The following is a 20,437-nucleotide window of genomic DNA, read 5'->3' on the forward strand; positions in this document are numbered from 1 at the left end:
GAGATAACAATGGTGGAGATGGCGGCACGAAGCCAGGAGATAACAATGGTGGAAATGGCGGCACGAAGCCAGGAGATAACAATGGTGGAGATAGCGGCACAAAACCAGATAAGGACAAATCGAAACGTGTCGAGATTGTAAATCCTAAAATGAAAAATGGTAAAGCAACGATTGATAAAAAGGATTTTGAAGCTGTTATTGACAAAATATCTGGGAATAATGGTGAGCTTTCTATTGATTTAGGAAAAGAGCATAATATTGAGTTGAAATTGACAAAAGAACAAGTGGAGCTTTTGAAGGCTAACGATATTCCGCTTACTGTTCAAAATGATGAAGTAACCCTAAAAATCCCTACAAGTATCTTTACCAAGGGAACTGTGGATGTTGTCTTGAAGCCTGTAGCCAACATTAGTAATGCTAAAGGTTCAGTTTATGATTTTACAATCATCATTGATGGCAAAGTTATCCATCAATTCGCTGACCCAGTTACGCTGGTATTTGATGTTAATATGAATAAGATTAAAAACACAAATAATTTGAAGGTTTTCTATTTTAATGAGCAAACCATGAAATGGGAATTAGTACCTGGTGCTATATATAAAAATGGCAAGGTTACAGTAAATACAAATCACTTTAGCACTTTTACTGTATTCGAGGTTGAAGGAGACCAAACATCGCTTGAGGTCAAAGCCCCTATTTCCCAGAACGGTAATGGGTTGCCAAATACTGCAACAAATTCTTTTAATCTTTTAGCTGCTGGATTACTACTTCTGTTACTTGGTTCTATATTGTTCTTTATAAAATGGCGGAAACAAGCTTAAAACAACAGATATTTAGAAAAAGATAAGTAATTAAAAAGCTGTATTTAAAATCGATAGTCATGATTTTAAATACAGCTTCTTTTTGAAATGGCGCTAACCCCTCAGCTAAGTGAGGAGTTCTTTTTCTGTGGTTTGATATGTGTGATTAGACCGTCCAGGTCAGTAATGTAAAATTGTGTTTCCGGAGCTGCTTTAAGGTAGTGCTCTTGTAAAAGCTGATAATAATTCACTCTGCGCTGTGGATCAAATTTCAACATTGGATACTCTTTTTGCTCCTTCACATAAAGATCAACAGCCTTCTGCACAATATCCATTTCTATCGGAATTTGTTTTTCACCGTCTTCAAATAAATCATAGGTTTCCTTTGACATATAGAATTTTTTAGAAGGGATACCGCCAAGAAGTGGGGCAAGCTGTTTAAAGTCGATACTGTTATCTTCCTGGACTAGAATCGTCCGGAAAACTCCCTTTGGCAAATTATCGGAAAACGACCTAACTGCTTTCCGTACTTCTTCAATAGATACATCAATGATTGGGTGATTTTTGTTATCGGTCAAATCCATCCTTAAAGGATCCTTATTTTTTCGTTCCTCCTGTTTGGGGGATTTAAAGTATTTTTGAACCATTGAATAAACAGTTAATCCGCCTATACCAATCCCTAAAAATGTACCAATTAATGTAAATGTAGGGTATAGCTCAAATCGATTGTCAAGAAAAGATCCGAGCCTAAACCCGCCATAAACGGATAAAGCAATGGCAATCCCAAAAACCATATTTAAAGAGAGGGTTTTCATTAGAAAGGTAGTGAACTCATTCCAATGTGTTTCATTGCGATTCTTTTCATTTATTAAAAATTTCTTAACCTCATTTTGCATTTCTTCCGACACCTTGTTTTCTTCGAAAAAGCTGTCAAGATACTCTATCTCGGATTTATTCTCATTTTTCAGCAAACAAGCCGTTTTTTCACTCGATCCTATTGTGTAATGAACATAAATCCACTTTTCTTCAAAATCTAACTCGAGATTTTCTGTTACTCTGCCCAAGTATTTAGTAAACTTGTGCTTCATCAGTTATGCCCCCTTTATTTGAGTGTTTTGGGGAAAAGTGTGTGTATTTGTTCGAAATGCTTCCACTTTAGCGTCCTTTTTAATTTCTTTTGCCTCTTCTTTCGCCTCTTGAATTATCAGTTTTGCTTTTATTTCACTGTGCTTTATGATTTCCCTTGCCTCTATTTTAGCTTGTTTGAGGATTGCTTCGCTAGCCTCAAGGTTGACTTTTGCATCGAACTTACATTTTTCCGTTAATTTTAACTGATCTTCAATACGCTCTTTTCTTTTGTCGAGAATATCCACAAGCTTTTTTAAAACAAACTTCTTTAAAATTAAAACTAAAATAGTAAAAATACTGGCCTGATAGATCATGGTACCTAATGAAATTGGCAGACCAAATAACGTAATATCCCCCATACCATATTACTCCCTTCACATTTTTAGGTTATTCTATGAGCAATATAAACCATTGTAAGAGTGACAAAGATATAAGCTTGAATTGCACCGATAAAAATACAAAATGCCTGCCAGATTATCATTGGTACAGAAGCTAGAAGGCTGATGAAGAATCCATGGGTTACAGTATTTGCTATGAGGGCAAGCATAACCTCCCCGGCATAAATATTCCCAAATAACCGAAGACCGAGCGTTAATGTTGTAGCAAGTTGTTCGATGGCGTTGATAGGGAATAGGATCTTAAATGGTTTGAAAAAGCTTATAAAAAAATGTTTGAAGCCGTGTAAGCGGATATCGATGAAGTGGGTATAAGCAATGATCATGATGGCGAGCGTCATGGTAACATGTGCGTCGGCAGTAGGAGATTTCCACCAGGCAACGGGATGTTCTTCAACAGTAATAATAGAGAAGGGAACTCCCATTAGATTTGCAATGAATAAGTACATTAAGAGTGCAACCCCGGTTGACAATATAAATAAATTGTTGGAGGCGACCATTGATGAATTCATGATGTCCTTAACAAACTCTAGAATCCACTCCATAAAATTCTGCCGCCTATTTGGTGTACCTATAGCGGGGTTTCTTGTAAATAAGTAGGCAATGAGAAAAACAATAATTGCAGCAATGGTTGTGGTTAAAATGATGGATAAATCAAACGTTAAATGATACAAAACTATTTGAGGCCTCGAGTGTTCCGTGATGTCCAACCCCTTTCTATGAAAAGTATGGATTTCGAATGGCAAGGAACAGTTGAGTGTGAGGGAATACTCGTGTCATATATATTATATACAAAAAAAGAAATTATTGTAACATAGTTCACAGTAATTACTTAATTTTCTGAATAATTTAGTTACCAAGGTGGGAAAGGTTGTTAGCTTTAGGTGTGTTTTACATATTTTATTGTGTAGAATAGTAATAATAAGAAAACAGGCTGGATGATAAATCATCCAGCCTGTTTTTTTACCTTTAAATAAATAAATTATCGACATTAATTAATTGCGGGGCAATTTTCCTCTTTGTAGGTTACTTTGATTTCATCAAGGTGAGCATCAATAGTCAAGCAGGTTTCGGTATCCTCGAAGAACCAAACATCGTTCCCTTCAACATAAAACGTAATGCCATTTACTTCTTTTGTAAAACCTACGTTTGCAGGGCATTCAGCAGAAAAAGCTAGACTATATCCTTTATGTTTCTGTCCAAACCCGGCATATTGAGGAAACATCCGAATGCTGAATGGTTTATTGAACTCGAATTCTCTTGTGAACCACGAGGAAGCCTTTTCATCGATAGATATGAACATATTTATACACCAACCTTTTCCTAGTTGATTATGTCATAAGGACAGAAAATATGAATCTATAATAGAAGCAGTTTCCCATTTCCTTATAATAAAAGATTATAACTTTTCATAAGTTTTGCATGTGACAATTTTCACGGTCAAAGAGGGATTTGAGGGAATTTAAAAAATGTTCATTTTTTCGCTTCTAATTGTTCACATCTGTGCGAAAAATCAACATAACTTGGTTTAAAAAGTGTTTTAATAAATATTACAAATCCATTCACCCAGGGGGATCATATGAATAAAGATTGGACGAAAAATTTGGAACACGATGAATATGAACAGGATATCGACCTAATAATAAATGATGCATTAGAGGCAGTGGAAGAAACAGGAACCGGCTGTTTTGTAAACCTTGTGACTTCCTCAGTATTTGGAAATCCTACTGATTATTTGCAGCTATTAATTGAAGAAATGTTTCCGGATAAGGTAAGGATAAAATTCATTGACCAGTGTGGCTGTGGGGGATATGTGCTGAGGGTTTGGAAAATTTAATGTTGTTCACAAAAACTTCTAAATTTATTTTTGGTTTTTAACGTTTATTGTTACCGTTTTTGTAACATGTTTATAGTGAAAACGATGATAAAATAAAGGAAATAGAAAAAGGGAGTTTTTGACCATGGAAAAACAATTCGAAAAGATTTCCGAAAATGTCGATGATATTAAAAGTCTAATCCATACTTTTAATACCACACTGGATAACATTGAAAAAAGGTTGGCAAGATTAGAGAAAATGGACAGCATTGAACATAGAGTTGAAGTCAACCAAATAGATTTATCTGATATTAAAGATTCCCTTCAACGTATTGAAGAAACACAAAGCAAAGAAATTCAGCATATCAATCGCCGCCTTGATTCTCATTTAGTAAAGATCGCAAAGGTAGAAGAGGAGTTAATTATTTTAAAAACAAAATAAGGATAGGCAAAAAAAATAGACCGAGCGATACGGTCTATTTTCATTTATTATGATAAAACCTCAGATTTTGATACAGCAATCTTTAGGGACGTTGTTTCTTCATTATGAACATTTTTCGTTACTTCCACATATTTAATATGATGTTCTTCCATATCAAGGATTTTAAAGGTGTATGAATCATGGTGAATAAAGTCGCCTTCTTTTGCCTCATAATTTTCAGTTAAAATCCAACCGCCAATGGTATCTACATCTTCATCGTCAATTTCTACACCTAATAAATCATTCACTTCGGTTACTAATACTTTAGAGTCAATAATATAATGGTTTTCTTTAATTTTGCGGATTTCTGGAATTTCATCCATATCGAATTCATCACGGATCTCGCCGACGATTTCTTCAAGAATATCTTCAACCGTAACAAGCCCTGATGTCCCGCCATATTCGTCCATTAAGATTGCCATATGCACACGGTCTTTTTGCATTTTTACTAACAAATCATGAATGGGAATCGTTTCTATTACTCTAATGATTGGTCGCGAATAGTTTTCTAATGTTTGAGATGATAAATTTTCATTACCAATTAAATCGGTCATGACCTCTTTGATATTGATCAGGCCAATGATATGATCTTTATCTCCATCAATAACAGGATATCGTGTAAACTTTTCTTCACGTAAAACCTCTAGAAAAGTTTCTAATGAATCATCCTTTGACAATGAAACCATTTCTGTTCGCGGAACCATGATTTCTTTGGCAATTCGATTATCAAATTCAAAGATTTTATTTACATACTTAAACTCTGATTGGTTAATTTCACCACTTTTATAGCTTTCAGATAGGATAATTCGAAGCTCTTCCTCTGTATGGGCAATTTCATTTTCGGAAACGGGCTTTAACCCAAACATACTTGAAACAATCCGAGCAGACCCATTAAGCACCCAAATAAACGGGTACATGATTTTATAAAATAGGATAAGCGGGCGTGAGACAAGTAACGTAATTAGTTCAGCCTTTTGGATGGCCAGTGTTTTAGGTGCGAGTTCTCCAACGACCACATGTAAAAATGTAATGGTCGCAAACGCAATTCCAATTGATAATATTTGTGTTGCGCTCTCAGGAACGTTTAGCCTTTGGAAGACTGGCCCAAGCATATGCTCAATGGTCGATTCCCCAATCCAACCTAAGCCCAAAGCCGTGATCGTAATACCTAATTGACAGGCAGACAAATATTCATCAAGGTTTGAAATGACCCTTTTTGCTGAAACAGCCTTCGAATTTCCTTCCTCTATTAACTGATCGATTCGTGAACTTCTAATTTTAACAATAGCAAATTCCGAAGTTACAAAGAAAGCAGTTAAGGCAATTAAAATGGCTATAATAACCAAGTTAAATATGTCCAAATAAGTTCCCTTATCCCGATATTAGACGGGTAAGGTGTCACCTCCCAGTAATTTAAAAAAATTAACTCGTTACATTCAGAAGGGAATTCATGAGCGCTGTGCGAAGCAGGCTAAGATTGTTTGTTAGCTTCTCTTTTTGCTGATCATCCAATTTTTCCAAAATAGGTTGAAGATCAAATAAGTCGCTGTGAAGCTGCTTCATTTGCTGTGTAACAGCACTTACATGTTTTTCTACCTCTGATTCACGAATGTTTCTTGATTTCTTCATTTCTAGTTTTCTTCTAATCTCGTCTAATGGAAAGTGCAGACTCTTGCATTCTTCAATAAACTTTAAATCGTCCAATGATTCATCCGAATAAATGCGGTAGTTTGACTTAGAGCGCTCTGCCTTCAATAAGCCAATAGACGTATAATAGTCAATTGTTCGTTTCGAAACATGAGCTATTTTTGCTATTTCACCAATTCGATAGACAGCCCCATCTTACCACCTCAACATCTATAAATTAACCTTAATTATAAAGAATTTAAACTGTACAGTCAAACGTTCTGGTTAGAATAATACTTGATAACAATATATTATGGAAAATAACAGTAAATATGATTTGGTAAATCAAAATATTACAAAAATTTAATTGTGCAAACGACGCCTCCTAATTAGGAGGCGCTTCCGCTTTTCTTACCTCAATATATAATATATGGTGACCTTCAATTTCTTTTATTTGGAAGATGAAACCGTCTGTTTCAATGGAATCACCTTCATGGACATCAAACTTTTGTGTTAAAAACCAACCGCCAATTGTGTCGACATCATCTTCTTCAAGTGTCGTGCCAAGGAGGTCATTTACTTCACCAATTAAAACCTTTCCATCCAAAATAAAATTCTCATTTCCTTTTTTCTGGATTAAAGGAATTTCATCCATATCAAACTCATCCCGTATTTCACCGACAATTTCTTCAAGAATGTCTTCGACCGTCACAATCCCTGCGGTACCGCCATACTCATCAGATAATATAGCTAAATGGGTTCGGTTTTTTTGCAGCTTCACTAAAAGCTCTTTAATTGGGATCGTTTCAATCACATGAATCACAGGCTTTAAATAGGGGATAAGTGGTTCTTCACCGAGACATTTTTGCTCAATACAATCAGTTAGAACCTCTTTAATATTGACAATACCCAAAATATTATCTTTATCACCATCAATTAAAGGATACCTTGTATACTTTTCTTGTTTAATGGTTTCGATAATTTCATCCATTTTTGCCGTTTTGGAAAGCGTGATAACTTCAGTTCTTGGCACCATGATTTCTTTCGCAATCCGATCATCAAACTCAAATATTCGATTCATATACTTGTACTCAGATTGATTGATTTCTCCGCTCTCATAGCTTTGGGATAGGATCATCCGTAACTCTTCCTCGGACATGACAAGATCTTGTTCAGAAGCAGGTTTAATTCCGAATAGTCCTGTAATGTATCGAGCAGACCGATTAAGAATCCAAATGAACGGATATAAAACTTTATAAAATAAGATTAATGGCCCCGCAAATAACAAAATAATTTCTTCGGCCTTTTGAATGGCAAATGTTTTCGGTGCTAATTCACCAATGACCACATTGAAGAAAGTAATAATGGCAAATGCAAGAAACGTCGCTAAAATGGGTTCCAAAGATAACGGAATGTGAATCCAAGAAAAGATTGGCTCCAAAATCTCTCGGACAGTAGGCTCACCCCGCCACCCTAATATTAAGGAAGTGATGGTAATACCCACTTGTGTGGCGGAAAGGTACCCGTCCATGTTAGAGACGACATTTCTTGCGGCTTCAGCTTTTGTGTTCCCTTCTGAAACTAATTGGTCGATTCGTGTTGTTCTTACCCTTACGATGGCAAATTCTGATGCAACAAAAAAAGCAGTTAAGGCAATTAATACAGCTATAATGAAAACATTCATCCAAATCATCGGAACCCTTACTTCCTGAGTAAGGTATGCCACCTCACTTACGATTAGCGCTATACTTTCATTAATTCCTACTTCATAATAAACGACCGTAGTATTATTATTATTATTCCAAAAAAAGTATTGTTTAGCAAATAGTGCAGCAGCTTCATGAAAAAATGCCGTCAAACTGGCGGTATGATAAACCTTTAAATGTGTAAGGAACCCCAATCTCGGGCAAGCATACTGTAGACGATAAGATCATGGAAAGAACCATTTAAATGCTCTCCGTCCCGAAGTTTCCCCTCTTTTACAAAACCAAGTCTTTCAGGAATTGCCCGGCTTTTTTTGTTTTTTACACCGCAGCGTATTTCTATTCGGTTTAATCCTAATTGGAAAAAGGCATAATTTAAAAAGGCTTGAACAGAACGGGTGATAACCCCATGACCCTCTGCATTTCTGGCAAGATAATAGCCGATGCTAGCCATGCTGTTATACCAATCAATTTGATGTAATCCCAAAGAGCCAACAAGTTCACCTTTGTAAACAATCCCAACGTTCATTCCACTATTCTCTGCAAATTGTGAAAGCCACACTGGAATAATTGCCTCAAATTGATAGAGGGAAGTCATACTTTCAACCCATGGCATCCATTCGCGTAAATGTTCCCGGTTTTCCTCCACAAGCTGATAAAGTTGTAAGGCATGATGTCGTTGAAATAATTGAAGCTCAATTTCGTGATCCACCTTTAATGTAAACATAAGCTTATTCTCCCAATAAAAAATTTTTAGTACATCATATGCAAAAGAATGTACTGTCGGGAGAAGAATCAAATAAAAAATCCCTCTTTAATAAAAGTGGGATTTGACAGTCTTCGGTTATTACATGGGTAAGTATATTGAAAAGGTGGTTTTACCTAGGTAAGAATCACAGGTTAAATTCCCTTTATGCTTTTCGATTATTTCATTACATACAAATAATCCTAGACCTGTCCCTAGTTTTTTTGTTGTGAAAAAGGGTTCGAAAATGGTCTTTTGTAATTCTGCAGGGATTACTGGGCCATTATTGGAAATACTGATTTTAATTTGCTCGTTGGGCACTATACAGCTGCTAATCTCGATGGTGGGATTAGGAACCTCATGATGGTTCAATACATCGATCGCATTAAAAATGATATTAATGAAAACCTGTCTAATTTCGTCAGCATAGCCATTTAGGGTAAAGTCCTCACTTAAATTTTTAATGACCTTTACTTTACCGTCTAAAATACTTGGATAAAGGAAATTTAATACCTCATCAATAAGCTGATTTAGTTCATAGCGAACTTTCTCTTTCCCAATTAATTCTTTTTTAGAAAGTAATAAGAACTGTGATATTCGAAAGTTCAGCTGATCTAACTCACTTGAAATAATATCCAAATATCTCATGTTTGGAAAATCAGCCTTAAGTAATTGAATAAATCCCTGTACAGATGTAAGCGGATTTCTAAATTCGTGAATAAAGCTCGAAGTCATTTGACCAAGAAGGGTCAACCGGTCTTGGTGTGTTGAATCAATGAACATTGTCTTTTCTTCGATGATTCTATTTTTTGCTTCCGAAAAATGGGATACAGCATAATAGAGAAATTTATCGAAGCAAAAATTGATCATATTGATTGCTACCTGCATCTCAGACCAGGATGTACCTGATTTTCCTAAATAGCTAAATAAAACCGTTCTTCCAAGATTTACATTATAAACAAAGTCACCGATGTTAATATCGGCTAAAACTCTTTCTTCAGATACCTCTATCGCAATTTTTTCAATAATTCCTAGGAGCTCTGATTTAGATCTTAAATGCATTGTAAGTAATACATTTAATAAAGCTTCACCGTTTTCACGAATTTTCATTTTAAAGGGGTCTCCATGATTGACCACAATAGCATTTTCCCATTCTTGAACTAAGTTCTCCTTGTTTTGATTAAAAAAGGCGATTAAATCCGTTTGTTCTCCCGTAAACATGTTGTTTCCCCCCATGGTATTCACAAAACTGATTATCATGTTAATTCGCTGATAAAGGCAAAAATCCTTTTTAAAATGGAAGATTAATAAATATCCCAATATGAAAAGTCGATTCTTTTAGACAGAATCGCAAGAGGATTGTAATATTTTCCTTGTAAAAGCCTATAAACAATAGTATATTTTTTATGGAATCAATTGAATACTTCCACAGGGGGGGCTGCCTAAAGGCGGCTGAGAGTGAACGTAAGAGTTCTGACCCTATGAACCTGTTAGTTAACACTAGCGTAGGGATGTGGTTTGCCGGATATTAAAGCAATGCAGACAATCCTTTTCGTCTTGCATTGCTTTTTTTATTGTTCTTTTTTACGGCACCCTATTGGTTTTAGGAAGAAATCAAATGAATTTTATAAGAATAGGGGGAAGGAAGAATGAACAAAAAGAGAAGTAACACGCTATTTATTACCGAGGTAGCTGTTTTTTCAGCACTTGCCTTGTTATTGGACATGGCCGCAGAATTACTTTCACTAAAAATTTGGCCACAGGGTGGTTCCATTTCCATCGCTATGGTTCCGATTTTTCTAATGGCGTACCGCTGGGGGATAAAAGGTGGGCTGTTAACGGGATTTTTACTTGGGGTATTACAGGTAGTTTTGGGATTCGGCAAAATTTATTTCATTGTACAGGGTTTTCTTGATTACTTTATTGCCTTTACTGTAGTTGGTTTAGCAGGTGTTTTTGCCGGGCAGATTAGGAAATCCCTTCATGAAGGAGTAAAAGGCAAATGGATTTCCTATGTTGTATTAGGTTCCTTTATTGGAAGTTTGCTGCGCTATTTTTGTCATGTTATTGCCGGGGCGGTCTTTTTCGGCGAGTATGCACCAAAGGGTCAGCCAGTAGCCATCTACTCCCTGCTTTATAATGGAACATACATGCTCCCAAGCTTTATTATCAGTACAATTATTGTCATTCTTGTGATGAGCGCAATGCCAAAGAAGACTTTTTCATAGGGACAAAAAAGGAAGCGAAAAGCTTTCTTTTTTTTTTTTTAACTTTTGTCACAAAATTACTATCCTTTTTTTCTAAAAATAATGTTAAAATGTCAATATAGAAAGATAATCATTCTCAATTAACCTAGGGTAGGGTGATATACATGTTTGGTTCTTTAAAAACAGGAGATAAAGGGAAAATTACAGACCTTTCACATGTTGGTCGCCTAGTACAAAGACGCTTGCTTGATTTAGGTATTACGGAAGGTTCAGAAGTGTGTGTGAAATGTGTTATGCCATTTGGCGGCCCGATTATGATTGAATCATGTGGACAATGCGTCGGCATTCGCCGTAAAGAGGCAGTTCAGATTGAAGTGGAGAGAATATAATGGAAATCGCTCTTATTGGAAACCCCAATACTGGGAAAACATCATTGTTTAATAATCTAACAGGTTCCTATGAGTATGTTGGTAACTGGAGCGGTGTGACAGTTGAAAAAAAAGTTGGCGTTTTTAAAAATAATATCGGCCAATTAATTGATTTACCCGGAGTCTATACACTAAATCCACTTTCAAAGGATGAAGGTGTTGTGACCTCTTTCTTTTTGAATGAGTCGGTTGATCGGTTGCTCAATATCTTAGATGCATCGCAATTAGAACGGAATTTACATTTGACCCTGCAATTGCTAGAGTTTGAGAAGCCTGCCCTCATCGGTCTTAATATGATGGATGTAGCGAGTAAACGCGGGATTCAAATCGATTCTTCCAAACTATCAAAGGTTCTCGGCGTTCCTGTCGTCCCCGTCGTGGCAAGGAGCGGAAAAGGCTGTGACAAACTAGTAGATGTCATTTCCACGAAATCAATTCAGCCTGCCAAAAAGAATCTTGTCTACTATGGCAAAGAGGTGGAAGAGGCGATAACTTCCCTAGCAGGCGAGTTAAGCGGTAAAACCAATCACTCGCTACGCTTTCTGGCGATTCAATATTTTGAAGGAAATGAATATGTAATAGACTATGTAAATAGGATTGCAGACAAACAACGACTGCATACGATAATGGCCAACCTGGAAGCAAAACTGCAGAAACAAGTTGATAGTAAATCATTATCTAATTTCATTTATCAAAAAAGAAAAGAAGTAATAGAAAAAATAGTCGCAGAGGTCGCTAAAAAAAGTGATACGAACATCCCGTTATCTGAAAAAATTGATTCCATTGTAACCAATCGCTATCTGGGGATGCCGATTTTTTTGCTGCTTATGTACTTGATGTTTATGCTGACATTTGATTGGCTTGGCACACCGTTATCGGATGTATTAGATGGCTTTTTAACAGGGCCTGTAACTGTTGGATTCGAAAATGTTTTAACAGCTATAAACGCCTCAGATTTTATTCATGCTTTAATCATTGAAGGATTAGTAGCAGGGGTCGGCGGGGTTCTTGTGTTCGTACCGCAAATCTTTATTCTGTTTTTCTTTATTTCATTATTAGAGGATTCAGGGTATATGGCTCGTGTTGCTTTGGTCATGGATAGAATCATGGAATCGGTTGGATTAAATGGCAAGGCGTTTATTCCGATGATGATCGGCTTTGGCTGTAATGTACCTGGAATTATGGCAGCAAGAACGATTGAAACTCCTCGGGAGCGGTTGTTGACCATTTTGTTGACGCCGTTAATGTCATGTTCCGCCCGCTTGCCCGTGTATGCCTTATTTGTAGGAGCTTTTTTTGCAGGCCATAAGGCATTCGTTGTTTTAAGCCTTTATGTTCTAGGGATTGTAGTTGCTTTAATTCTAGCAAAAATCTTTTCTACTACTTTATTAAAATCAGAAACATCCTTATTTGTCATCGAGCTTCCACCGTACAGGCTTCCGCAGTTCCAGTCATTATGGAGAAGCACTTGGGACAAGGGAAAAGGGTTCGTAAGGAAAGCAGGAACGTTTATTTTTGCCGGTTCTGTCTTTATCTGGCTGTTATCATATGCGGGACCACAAGGATTAAAAGTAGATATGGATGATAGTTATTTAGCAGCGATTGGCAATGTGATTGCCCCCATTTTTGATCCGATTGGTTTTGGTACTTGGCAGGCATCTGCTTCATTAATTACTGGTTTCTTGGCTAAAGAAGCGATTATTTCCACGATGAATATTATTTACTTTGTTCCAAATGATGCCAGCTTGCAAGGATTATTGGCCGATTATTATACCCCGCTTGCTGCGTATAGCTTTATGGTATTTATCCTTTTATATATCCCATGCTTAGCAACCGTGGCAACCATTTATAAAGAAACAGGATCGAAAAAATGGACGGCTTTTTCCATGATTTATGCATTCGTAATTGCCTATGTATTGTCTTTGATTATTTTCCAAGGCGGAAAGTTATTTGGACTAATTTAAAAAAGAGGTGGAGAAAATGATTGCCAGTGTGGTCATCGGTGTGGCGATTTTTGGATATGCGAGCTTTTCATTAGTGAAGTTTATTAATAAATCGAAAAAGGGAAAATGTGCGGCGTGTGATTTGAAAAATTCCTGTTCCAGCCAGTGCGGCCTTCCCCCGCAAGTGAAATAGTTATTTTAAGCTGCTATCTGAAAAGGATAGCAGTTTTTTTATCATAAAATTTGAATGATGGTGAGATCTTGTGTAAAATTACACTAGATGCATTTGAAGGAAGGGCTTAAAAGTGACCAGAGAAGAAATTATCATGCAGGTTTCCGAAAAGCTTCGTCTAATCCGGACGGAAGCAGGTTATACACAGGATAAGATGGCGGACATTATTGGTTTATCGAAGAAAACACTGGTGCAAATTGAAAAAGGAAGAGTTCTTGCCAACTGGTCTACTGTTGTATCGATTTGTGCCCTCTTTCGCGAAACGGAAACAGTCCAATTTTTATTTGGAAACGAGCCCCTAGAGGTATTAGAAACGGTGGCCCTTAATGGAATTGATCTTCGTAAGACAAAAACGTTGGGCGGCAGGGTTTGGTGGAAAGTCCTAACCCAGAAGAATGGATTCATTCTCCAGCAAAATATTTTAAGTAAACATTTTCGGATTTTAGATGAAAGAAATTATCGGATCTTTAGCAGTTTCGATGAAAAGCTATCAAAACAGCGCTATAAAGAACTAACAAAGAGCGAATAATAATCAAGATTTGGAAAAGATGGGCTCCTATCGCTCATCTTTTTTTCATATCTGAACCGACATAAAAACAGGCCGAATTTCGAAAAGTATACCTGTTATAGAGATTACAGATAAAGGATGTCATCAAATTGGTATTTAAAAAGAAAGTGAGTGGCATTTTTAAGAATTGGAAAAAATGGCATTTACTCCAAATAATCATGTTAGTTATGTTATTGATGATTTTAAGTTTTTTTGGTCTTCTATATTATTTTTCTAAGGATGCAGATATTTCAGAACTGAAAAATGAGCTTCCACAACCAACCGTTTTTTATGATGTCGGCGGGAATGTGGCCAGTAAGGTGTCTGCCAATAAAAATGAAGGGGTGCCAATTAAGGAAGTGCCCGATTCCATGAAAAATGCCATCGTTGCCATAGAGGATCATCGTTTTTACCGGCATAATGGGGTGGATTTAATTGGTACTTCGAGAGCGCTGCTCCGTGATATTAAGGCAGGCGGAATGGTTGAGGGGGGGAGTACTATCACGCAGCAATTGACGAAAAATACAATCCTCACTTCTGAAAAAACAGTTAAGAGGAAACTCCAAGAGGTATTTTTAGCGATTGCGGTTGACCGGGAATACACGAAACAAGAGATCCTGCAAATGTATTTAAACCAAATTTACTTTGGAAATGGTGCATATGGAATTAAACAAGCTGCTGGTAAATATTTTGCAAAAGACGTTAAAGATCTATCCATAAGTGAATCTGCCATGCTAGCAGGATTGGTAAAAGCGCCATCAGCGCTTAATCCATACGAACATATGGAAAAAGCAACGGAGCGGCGCGACCTTGTGTTAGCGCAAATGAAGGTGCAAGGCTTTATTTCTGCGGGGCAATTTGAAAAAGCAAAACAGGAAAAAGTCGTCTTGAATGATAAGGGCGGCGATCCGTTCCGCGGGAAATACCCATATTATGTAGATCAGGTATTAGATGAAGCCATTCATGAGTATGGGTTTACCCAGGACGAATTATTGACCGGCGGCTATCAAATTTATACAGAGCTTGATCCTTTGATGCAAACGGCAATAGAAAATACTTATACGAATGATACCTTATTTCCTTCTAGTAACGATCGTCTTGTGCAAAGTGGCGGTATTTTAGTGGATCCAAAAACGGGAGGGGTCAGGGCGCTTGTAGGGGGCAGAGGCGAGCATACCTTTAGAGGTTATAATAGGGCCACTCAATTAAAAGCACAGCCTGGTTCTTCCTTTAAACCACTAGCTGTCTATACTCCGGCACTTGAAGACGGCAGGAAAATAACGGATATGTTAAAAGATGAGCCAATGAACTTTGGAAATTATCAACCAAGTAACTACGACCATCAATATGCAGGCGAAGTGCCAATGTATGAGGCGGTAAAGGAATCGAAAAATGTTTCCGCTGTATGGCTGCTAAATGAGCTTGGAATTGAAAAAGGTTTGGATTCGGTTAAACGGTTTGGTATTCCTTTAGATAAAGCAGACAATAATTTATCACTTGCCCTTGGTGGTTTACATAAAGGTGTTTCACCCTTAAGTATGGCTGAAGCCTTCTCGGTTTTTCCAAATAGCGGTGTTAGGATTAAAGCACATGTTATTAGGAAAATTGTTGATTCGGGCGGAAAGGTTGTAGCGGAATGGAAGGTTGAAAAAGAGAGGGTAACAACCAAAGCTGTAACAGACAACATGACGACAATGCTTCTTGGTGTTGTAGAGCAGGGGACAGGGAAATCGGCGCAAATACCTGGCCGGGAAACGGCAGGAAAAACCGGCTCAACTCAGGTACCAATTAAAGGAATTAACGGTTTGAAGGATCAATGGTTTGTCGGTTATACCCCGCAGTTAGTGGGAGCTTTTTGGGTGGGTTATGATAAAACCGATGCCGACCATTATATAACGCCTACTAGCGGAACAGGTTCATCGGTTATTTTCCGTGAAGTCATGAATGAAGCTTTGATAAATTCACCAAACGAAAGCTTTAAGGTACCGCATATTGCATCTTTGATTGAACAACGGAAAAAGGAAGAAGAAAAGAGTAATTTTGGGGAGAAATTTAACAACGAAGTGCAAAAATGGGAAGAAAAGTGGAACAAACAGAAAGAGAAATGGAAGAACAAGGGGAAAGGCAAGGGGAAGGAAAAGGAAAAGGAAAAGGAAAAGGAAAAGGAAAAGGGGCATGGGCATTAACTCCTTGGAAAGGCACGGCGAAGTTCGTGCCTTTTTCCTATGAACAAATATTGACATTTAACGAAATAAGCTAGAATCTAAAAAATAGAATGAACGATTTGCTGTTTCATGCGTCTAACAAATAAATAGAGATAAGCAAGGATGATGGGGAAAGAGAGGGCTATTGCCGAATGGATGCATTGATTAAAAATGCGAAAAAGGGGGATCATCTAGCTTTTGCCATGTTGTTTAAAGAGAATTATCCTTTCCTTGTAAAATATTTAATGAAAATTACAATGAATCCCGATACAGCTGAAGAACTAGCACAGGAAACAATGGCGAAATGTGTGCAAAAGATTCACCTTTATAATGGTCAAAGCAAATTTAGTACATGGCTGGTTTCAATTGCGACCAATACATATATTGACCAATGCCGAAAAATGAAACGAGAGAAAAATTGGCAAGGACAAGAGGAAGTATACCGTAAGTTGAAATGGCATTTTGAAAGCAGGAATGAGGAGTGGAATGACGCTCTTGAGGCGCTTGGAAAACTACCAGAGGATGTTAGGGTTCCTATCATTTTGAAGCATTACTATGGATATTCCTATGAAGAAATCGGAGAATGGATGAAAATTTCTTCTGGAACAGTAAAATCACGGGTGCATAATGGAATAAAGTCAGTCAGAAGGGAGCTGAAGCTGGGTGAAGAAACAGAAAGTCATCATACTGAACAGCGAACAACAAAATAAACAAGACTTAGATACGATTGCCGAACTGCAAGAGGGATTACAAAGGATCGATCAATTCCCTGTCTATACGCCCAATTTACAATGGTTTGAACAATTTGTGATACAGGAGCAGCAAAACAAGAAGAAAATATTGATCAGGGACTTATCAATTTTTTCCATTATCGCATTTATCATTTTAAGTGGGATGATTATATCCCTTTATCAAATGCCGGCAATTTTTATCATTGTGCAAATCATCACCAGTATCTTCATCGTGGTTTACACTAGTGTTCGGCTCATAAAGAAGGCGAATCATATATGAATAAGGATCTTTCTTTAAATACGGTTATCATTGTTGTCCTAATTTTAATGATGCAAAGCATATATTTATTTATCGATGCCAGAAAACGCAATCATAATTATTGGCTTTGGGGAATTGTTGGTCTAATTCAGGCACCAATGCCAACCCTATTTTACTTAATTTTTGTCAGAAAAATCTTCCGCAAGAATAATCAGAAAAAGAGCGACTCAAACGATGATGATTGGTACGACTGAGTTTACAAATTTACATGATAAGTTAAGAGCCGGCTCCTCTCATTTTAGAGAACCGGCTCTTTATTAGTTTGTGATTCGTTGAAAAATCCCGCGAACTTTTAATAGGTAAGCCCGATTCGTGAACCAATAAATTCATCGCTAAAAAGCTGTTGAAACGCGAAATCGCCGGTATCAAATATCGAGATGGACGAAGGATTTTCCGGTAAGACGTCCTTTTCGTATCGGTACCTGCCAATTCGTTCACCGATAGGCAAATATGTGGGGCAAACGACTGTCCAATCAAGCCCAGACTCTTTTAATAACAAATAAGCTTTTAAATGTTCCTCTGCATCCTTCGTGCTCTTGCGTTTTGACTCTGCCGATTGAAAACGATATAAATGCGGGGCAGATCGAGCCTGCAGGATACCAGCTGTTCCAATCGTAATAATCCGCCGGATTCCAGTTTCCCGCATATACCTGATAATAATAGGCATGGAATCAGAAAGTGTTGTACTCCCATCCGTATTTAGCGCACTGATGACTGCATCTGTTCCATTAATCGTCTCAGCAAGAACTGCTTCATCAAGGACATTTCCTTCAATCACGGTGAGCCCCGGAGCCTCAATGGGACAATTATTTAGATTTCTCACTACGGCTTTGACCGAAAGTTGATGTGCTAAGGCATTTTCAAGAATAACCGAACCCACTCTTCCTGTTGTCCCCAAAAGGCAAATGTTCACAAAAAATTCACTCCTTAGTCACTAAAGTGTTATTTCTATCACTTATTCATCCTGACCCTTATGTTATTTTAAAGTTACACTAATATAGAGGTGGATGTATATGTCAGAGTACTCAGTTGTCTTAGGCATCGGTAGTTTTTTAATCCTTTCTTATTATATCGGATATACCCTTTTCAAAGCATAAACTGCAGACAAAATGTCTGCAGTTTTTTTTGCCTAATTAGGAAACTTTCCTATTTTATTATAAAAAGGGGATGATTGGGTATATATATGGAAGGAGTATGAAAATGTGAGGTGGATATCTACGTGGAGAATGATCGAATTGAAAAAGATACGCTTGGTGAGGTGCGTGTCCCGGCAGACAAATATTGGGGGGCACAGACACAGCGGAGTAAGCAAAATTTTAAAATTGGCACCGAAAAAATGCCTTTGGAGCTCATTTATGGTTTGGCCTTTATTAAAAAAGCAGCTGCGACCGTAAATTTTCAATTAGGAAAACTGAGTGAAGCAAAAATGAAGGTGATTCATAAGATTTGTGATGATATTCATAATGGCGACTATGATGAACATTTTCCATTAGTTGTCTGGCAGACGGGGAGCGGTACCCAAACCAATATGAACGTCAACGAAGTAATTGCCAATCGAGCCAACCATTTATTGAATGAACAGGTCAGCTCAGAAAGAATTCATCCAAATGATGATGTCAATATGTCGCAAAGCTCCAATGATACGTTTCCAACGGCGATGCATATTGCCGGCTATATAAAAATTACCGAAACGTTAATTCCAGCCCTACAACAATTAAAAAACACACTACTTGACAAAGAAAAAGCTTTTTCAAGCATTGTTAAAATCGGCCGGACGCATTTGCAAGATGCCACACCACTTACACTTGGGCAGGAGATAAGCGGCTGGAGGGCAATGCTTGAGAAGAACGAAAAAATGATCCAGGAAGCTAGTGCCTATCTCCTCAATTTAGCGATTGGCGGTACCGCAGTGGGCACAGGAATTAATGCCGACCCGCAGTTTGGCAATAAAACCGCTGAGCAGATTTCATCACTTACGGGCTGCCCTTTTCGCTCATCAGAAAACAAATTTCACGCATTGACAAGTCATGATGAGATTGTCTACGTACACGGAGCACTAAAAGCTCTAGCCGCTGATCTAATGAAAATTGCTAATGATGTCCGCTGGCTTGCAAGCGGCCCAAGAAGCGGAATTGGAGAACTATCCATTCCGGCCAATGAACCTGGAAGCTCAATCATGCCGGGAAAGGTGAATCCAACACAAAGCGAAGCATTAACCATGATCGCATGCCAAGTGTTTGGCAATGATGCCACCATTGGCTTTGCTGCCAGTCAAGGGAATTTTGAGCTGAATGTATTTAAACCTGTCATCATTTATAATTTAATCCAATCTATTAGGCTTCTTACGGATGGAATAAACTCCTTTAATAATAATTGTGCGGTGGGTCTTGAGGCAAATGTGGAAATCATTAAGGGGCACCTAGAACGGTCGTTGATGCTGGTAACAGCGTTAAACCCGCATATTGGCTACGAAAAAGCGGCGGAGATTGCCAAACTTGCGTTTAAGGAAAATAGTACGTTGAAGGAAGCAGCCCTCAAAACCGGATATGTTACGGCCGAACAATTTGCAGAATGGTTGAAGCCAGAAAAAATGGTATAAACAACAATGAAAGCCCCCTCCGATAAAGGAGGGGGCTAAGCCAAATTATTTATTTGTTATAAGTGTTTTTGCTTAATATTAGCGTCCGAAACCGCCCATTTGAGATTCAGCCATTTGAACAAGACGCTTGGTAATTTCTCCACCGACAGAACCGTTAGCACGTGAAGTAGTATCCGCACCAAGGTTTACGCCAAATTCTGAAGCAATTTCGAATTTCATTTGATCTAGTGCTTGTTGAACACCTGGTACTAAAAGTTGGTTAGAGTTGTTGTTGTTACTTGGCATAGTTGAATAACACTCCTCTTAATAAGTTTGGGGTCAGTATGGAATTGAACCATATGATTGCCTCTAGGCCTAACCCATATTATTATTGTATCCTTTTAGTAATATGGTTGGATGATCCGGATTTGCACCGGTTAAGACCCTTTTTGGTTGGCTTCATCCATCGGTGTAATTGTTGCTTGTTGATGCTTTGTAATCTTTATTATGAATCATTCTTAAAGATCTATTCGAGATTTTATTTGGTAATTAAT

The 20,437-nt window shown here is 37.6% G+C and carries 24 protein-coding genes and 1 riboswitch; of the genes, 13 read left to right on the forward strand and 11 right to left on the reverse strand.

What is annotated here, in order from left to right:
* Positions 1 to 821: LPXTG cell wall anchor domain-containing protein (locus BABA_RS05840; protein WP_007084215.1), on the forward strand; the 821-nt coding region annotated here is incomplete at its 5' end.
* A 101-nt stretch (positions 822 to 922) separates the two neighbouring features.
* Here BABA_RS05840 and BABA_RS05845 read toward each other — a convergent pair.
* The 4 genes from BABA_RS05845 to BABA_RS05860 form a co-directional block, all read right to left on the reverse strand.
* Positions 923 to 1,888: an AtpZ/AtpI family protein gene (locus tag BABA_RS05845; RefSeq protein ID WP_007084216.1), complete on the reverse strand. Its 966-nt coding sequence runs from the start codon at positions 1,886 to 1,888 to the stop codon at positions 923 to 925.
* A 3-nt stretch (positions 1,889 to 1,891) separates the two neighbouring features.
* On the reverse strand, positions 1,892 to 2,287 hold the full coding sequence (locus BABA_RS05850) for an ATP synthase F0 subunit B (RefSeq protein WP_007084217.1): 396 nt from the start codon (positions 2,285 to 2,287) through the stop codon (positions 1,892 to 1,894).
* A 23-nt stretch (positions 2,288 to 2,310) separates the two neighbouring features.
* The gene (gene atpB, locus BABA_RS05855) at positions 2,311 to 3,069 is read right to left on the reverse strand and encodes a F0F1 ATP synthase subunit A (protein WP_420805980.1); all 759 of its coding nucleotides are present in this window, start codon (positions 3,067 to 3,069) and stop codon (positions 2,311 to 2,313) included.
* A 245-nt stretch (positions 3,070 to 3,314) separates the two neighbouring features.
* On the reverse strand, positions 3,315 to 3,626 hold the full coding sequence (locus tag BABA_RS05860; RefSeq protein ID WP_007084219.1) for a HesB/YadR/YfhF family protein: 312 nt from the start codon (positions 3,624 to 3,626) through the stop codon (positions 3,315 to 3,317).
* 246 nt (positions 3,627 to 3,872) lie between these two features.
* Here BABA_RS05860 and BABA_RS05865 point away from each other — a divergent pair, with 246 nt between their 5' ends.
* Both BABA_RS05865 and BABA_RS05870 read left to right on the forward strand, forming a co-directional pair.
* Positions 3,873 to 4,160, forward strand: coding sequence for a CGCGG family putative rSAM-modified RiPP protein (locus BABA_RS05865; protein WP_476703715.1), 288 nt, complete (start codon positions 3,873 to 3,875; stop codon positions 4,158 to 4,160).
* A gap of 124 nt (positions 4,161 to 4,284) precedes the next feature.
* Positions 4,285 to 4,581 carry a hypothetical protein gene (locus tag BABA_RS05870; RefSeq protein WP_007084221.1) on the forward strand — a complete coding sequence of 99 codons (297 nt, stop codon included), beginning with the start codon at positions 4,285 to 4,287 and terminating at the stop codon, positions 4,579 to 4,581.
* 47 nt (positions 4,582 to 4,628) lie between these two features.
* Here the strand turns inward: BABA_RS05870 and BABA_RS05875 are convergent, their stop codons facing one another.
* The 5 genes from BABA_RS05875 to BABA_RS05895 form a co-directional block, all read right to left on the reverse strand.
* On the reverse strand, positions 4,629 to 5,981 hold the full coding sequence (locus BABA_RS05875) for a hemolysin family protein (protein ID WP_007084222.1): 1,353 nt from the start codon (positions 5,979 to 5,981) through the stop codon (positions 4,629 to 4,631).
* A 61-nt stretch (positions 5,982 to 6,042) separates the two neighbouring features.
* Complete coding sequence (locus BABA_RS05880; protein WP_268870146.1) at positions 6,043 to 6,444, reverse strand: MerR family transcriptional regulator; 402 nt, start codon at positions 6,442 to 6,444, stop codon at positions 6,043 to 6,045.
* Positions 6,445 to 6,631: 187 nt separating this feature from the next.
* Positions 6,632 to 7,939, reverse strand: a complete 1,308-nt coding sequence (locus tag BABA_RS05885) for a hemolysin family protein (RefSeq protein WP_040345457.1) — start codon at positions 7,937 to 7,939, stop codon at positions 6,632 to 6,634.
* 185 nt (positions 7,940 to 8,124) lie between these two features.
* Positions 8,125 to 8,676 (reverse strand): GNAT family N-acetyltransferase, encoded by a 552-nt coding sequence (locus BABA_RS05890; protein ID WP_040345462.1) that lies wholly within the window; start codon positions 8,674 to 8,676, stop codon positions 8,125 to 8,127.
* 120 nt (positions 8,677 to 8,796) lie between these two features.
* Entirely contained in the window at positions 8,797 to 9,915 is a 1,119-nt protein-coding gene (locus BABA_RS05895; protein WP_007084226.1) for a histidine kinase N-terminal domain-containing protein, read from the reverse strand.
* A gap of 200 nt (positions 9,916 to 10,115) precedes the next feature.
* Positions 10,116 to 10,223, forward strand: a riboswitch (TPP riboswitch).
* A 120-nt stretch (positions 10,224 to 10,343) separates the two neighbouring features.
* On the opposite strand from BABA_RS05895, the gene thiT reads away from it, so the two are divergent.
* The 9 genes from thiT to BABA_RS05940 all read left to right on the forward strand — a co-directional run bounded on the left by thiT (position 10,344) and on the right by BABA_RS05940 (position 17,499).
* A complete protein-coding gene (gene thiT, locus BABA_RS05900; protein ID WP_007084227.1) occupies positions 10,344 to 10,922 on the forward strand; it encodes an energy-coupled thiamine transporter ThiT in 579 nt (192 codons plus the stop codon).
* Positions 10,923 to 11,065: 143 nt separating this feature from the next.
* Positions 11,066 to 11,290: a FeoA family protein gene (locus BABA_RS05905; RefSeq protein WP_007084228.1), complete on the forward strand. Its 225-nt coding sequence runs from the start codon at positions 11,066 to 11,068 to the stop codon at positions 11,288 to 11,290.
* Positions 11,290 to 13,293 (forward strand): ferrous iron transport protein B, encoded by a 2,004-nt coding sequence (feoB, locus tag BABA_RS05910; protein WP_007084229.1) that lies wholly within the window; start codon positions 11,290 to 11,292, stop codon positions 13,291 to 13,293. The genes BABA_RS05905 and feoB overlap by 1 nt, the downstream gene beginning before the upstream one ends.
* A gap of 16 nt (positions 13,294 to 13,309) precedes the next feature.
* Complete coding sequence (locus BABA_RS05915; RefSeq protein ID WP_007084230.1) at positions 13,310 to 13,465, forward strand: FeoB-associated Cys-rich membrane protein; 156 nt, start codon at positions 13,310 to 13,312, stop codon at positions 13,463 to 13,465.
* A 112-nt stretch (positions 13,466 to 13,577) separates the two neighbouring features.
* Positions 13,578 to 14,033, forward strand: a complete 456-nt coding sequence (locus tag BABA_RS05920) for a helix-turn-helix transcriptional regulator (RefSeq protein ID WP_007084231.1) — start codon at positions 13,578 to 13,580, stop codon at positions 14,031 to 14,033.
* A 128-nt stretch (positions 14,034 to 14,161) separates the two neighbouring features.
* Entirely contained in the window at positions 14,162 to 16,237 is a 2,076-nt protein-coding gene (locus tag BABA_RS05925) for a transglycosylase domain-containing protein (RefSeq protein WP_007084232.1), read from the forward strand.
* 170 nt (positions 16,238 to 16,407) lie between these two features.
* Positions 16,408 to 16,965 (forward strand): RNA polymerase sigma factor SigY, encoded by a 558-nt coding sequence (gene sigY, locus BABA_RS05930; RefSeq protein WP_007084233.1) that lies wholly within the window; start codon positions 16,408 to 16,410, stop codon positions 16,963 to 16,965.
* Entirely contained in the window at positions 16,919 to 17,266 is a 348-nt protein-coding gene (locus tag BABA_RS05935) for a YxlC family protein (protein WP_007084234.1), read from the forward strand. The genes sigY and BABA_RS05935 overlap by 47 nt, the downstream gene beginning before the upstream one ends.
* Positions 17,263 to 17,499, forward strand: a complete 237-nt coding sequence (locus BABA_RS05940) for a hypothetical protein (RefSeq protein WP_007084235.1) — start codon at positions 17,263 to 17,265, stop codon at positions 17,497 to 17,499. Before BABA_RS05935 ends, BABA_RS05940 begins: the two co-directional genes overlap by 4 nt.
* A gap of 98 nt (positions 17,500 to 17,597) precedes the next feature.
* On the opposite strand, the gene BABA_RS05945 is transcribed toward BABA_RS05940, so the two are convergent.
* The gene (locus BABA_RS05945; RefSeq protein ID WP_007084236.1) at positions 17,598 to 18,218 is read right to left on the reverse strand and encodes an NAD(P)-dependent oxidoreductase; all 621 of its coding nucleotides are present in this window, start codon (positions 18,216 to 18,218) and stop codon (positions 17,598 to 17,600) included.
* Positions 18,219 to 18,524: 306 nt separating this feature from the next.
* Here BABA_RS05945 and fumC point away from each other — a divergent pair, with 306 nt between their 5' ends.
* Positions 18,525 to 19,904: a class II fumarate hydratase gene (gene fumC / locus BABA_RS05950; RefSeq protein WP_007084237.1), complete on the forward strand. Its 1,380-nt coding sequence runs from the start codon at positions 18,525 to 18,527 to the stop codon at positions 19,902 to 19,904.
* 78 nt (positions 19,905 to 19,982) lie between these two features.
* On the opposite strand, the gene BABA_RS05955 is transcribed toward fumC, so the two are convergent.
* Positions 19,983 to 20,189, reverse strand: a complete 207-nt coding sequence (locus BABA_RS05955) for an alpha/beta-type small acid-soluble spore protein (RefSeq protein WP_007084238.1) — start codon at positions 20,187 to 20,189, stop codon at positions 19,983 to 19,985.
* Between the last annotated feature and the right edge of the window lie 248 nt (positions 20,190 to 20,437).

Origin of the sequence: Neobacillus bataviensis LMG 21833 (assembly GCF_000307875.1) — a bacterium.
Taxonomy (GTDB): Bacteria; Bacillota; Bacilli; order Bacillales; family Cytobacillaceae; genus Neobacillus; species Neobacillus bataviensis.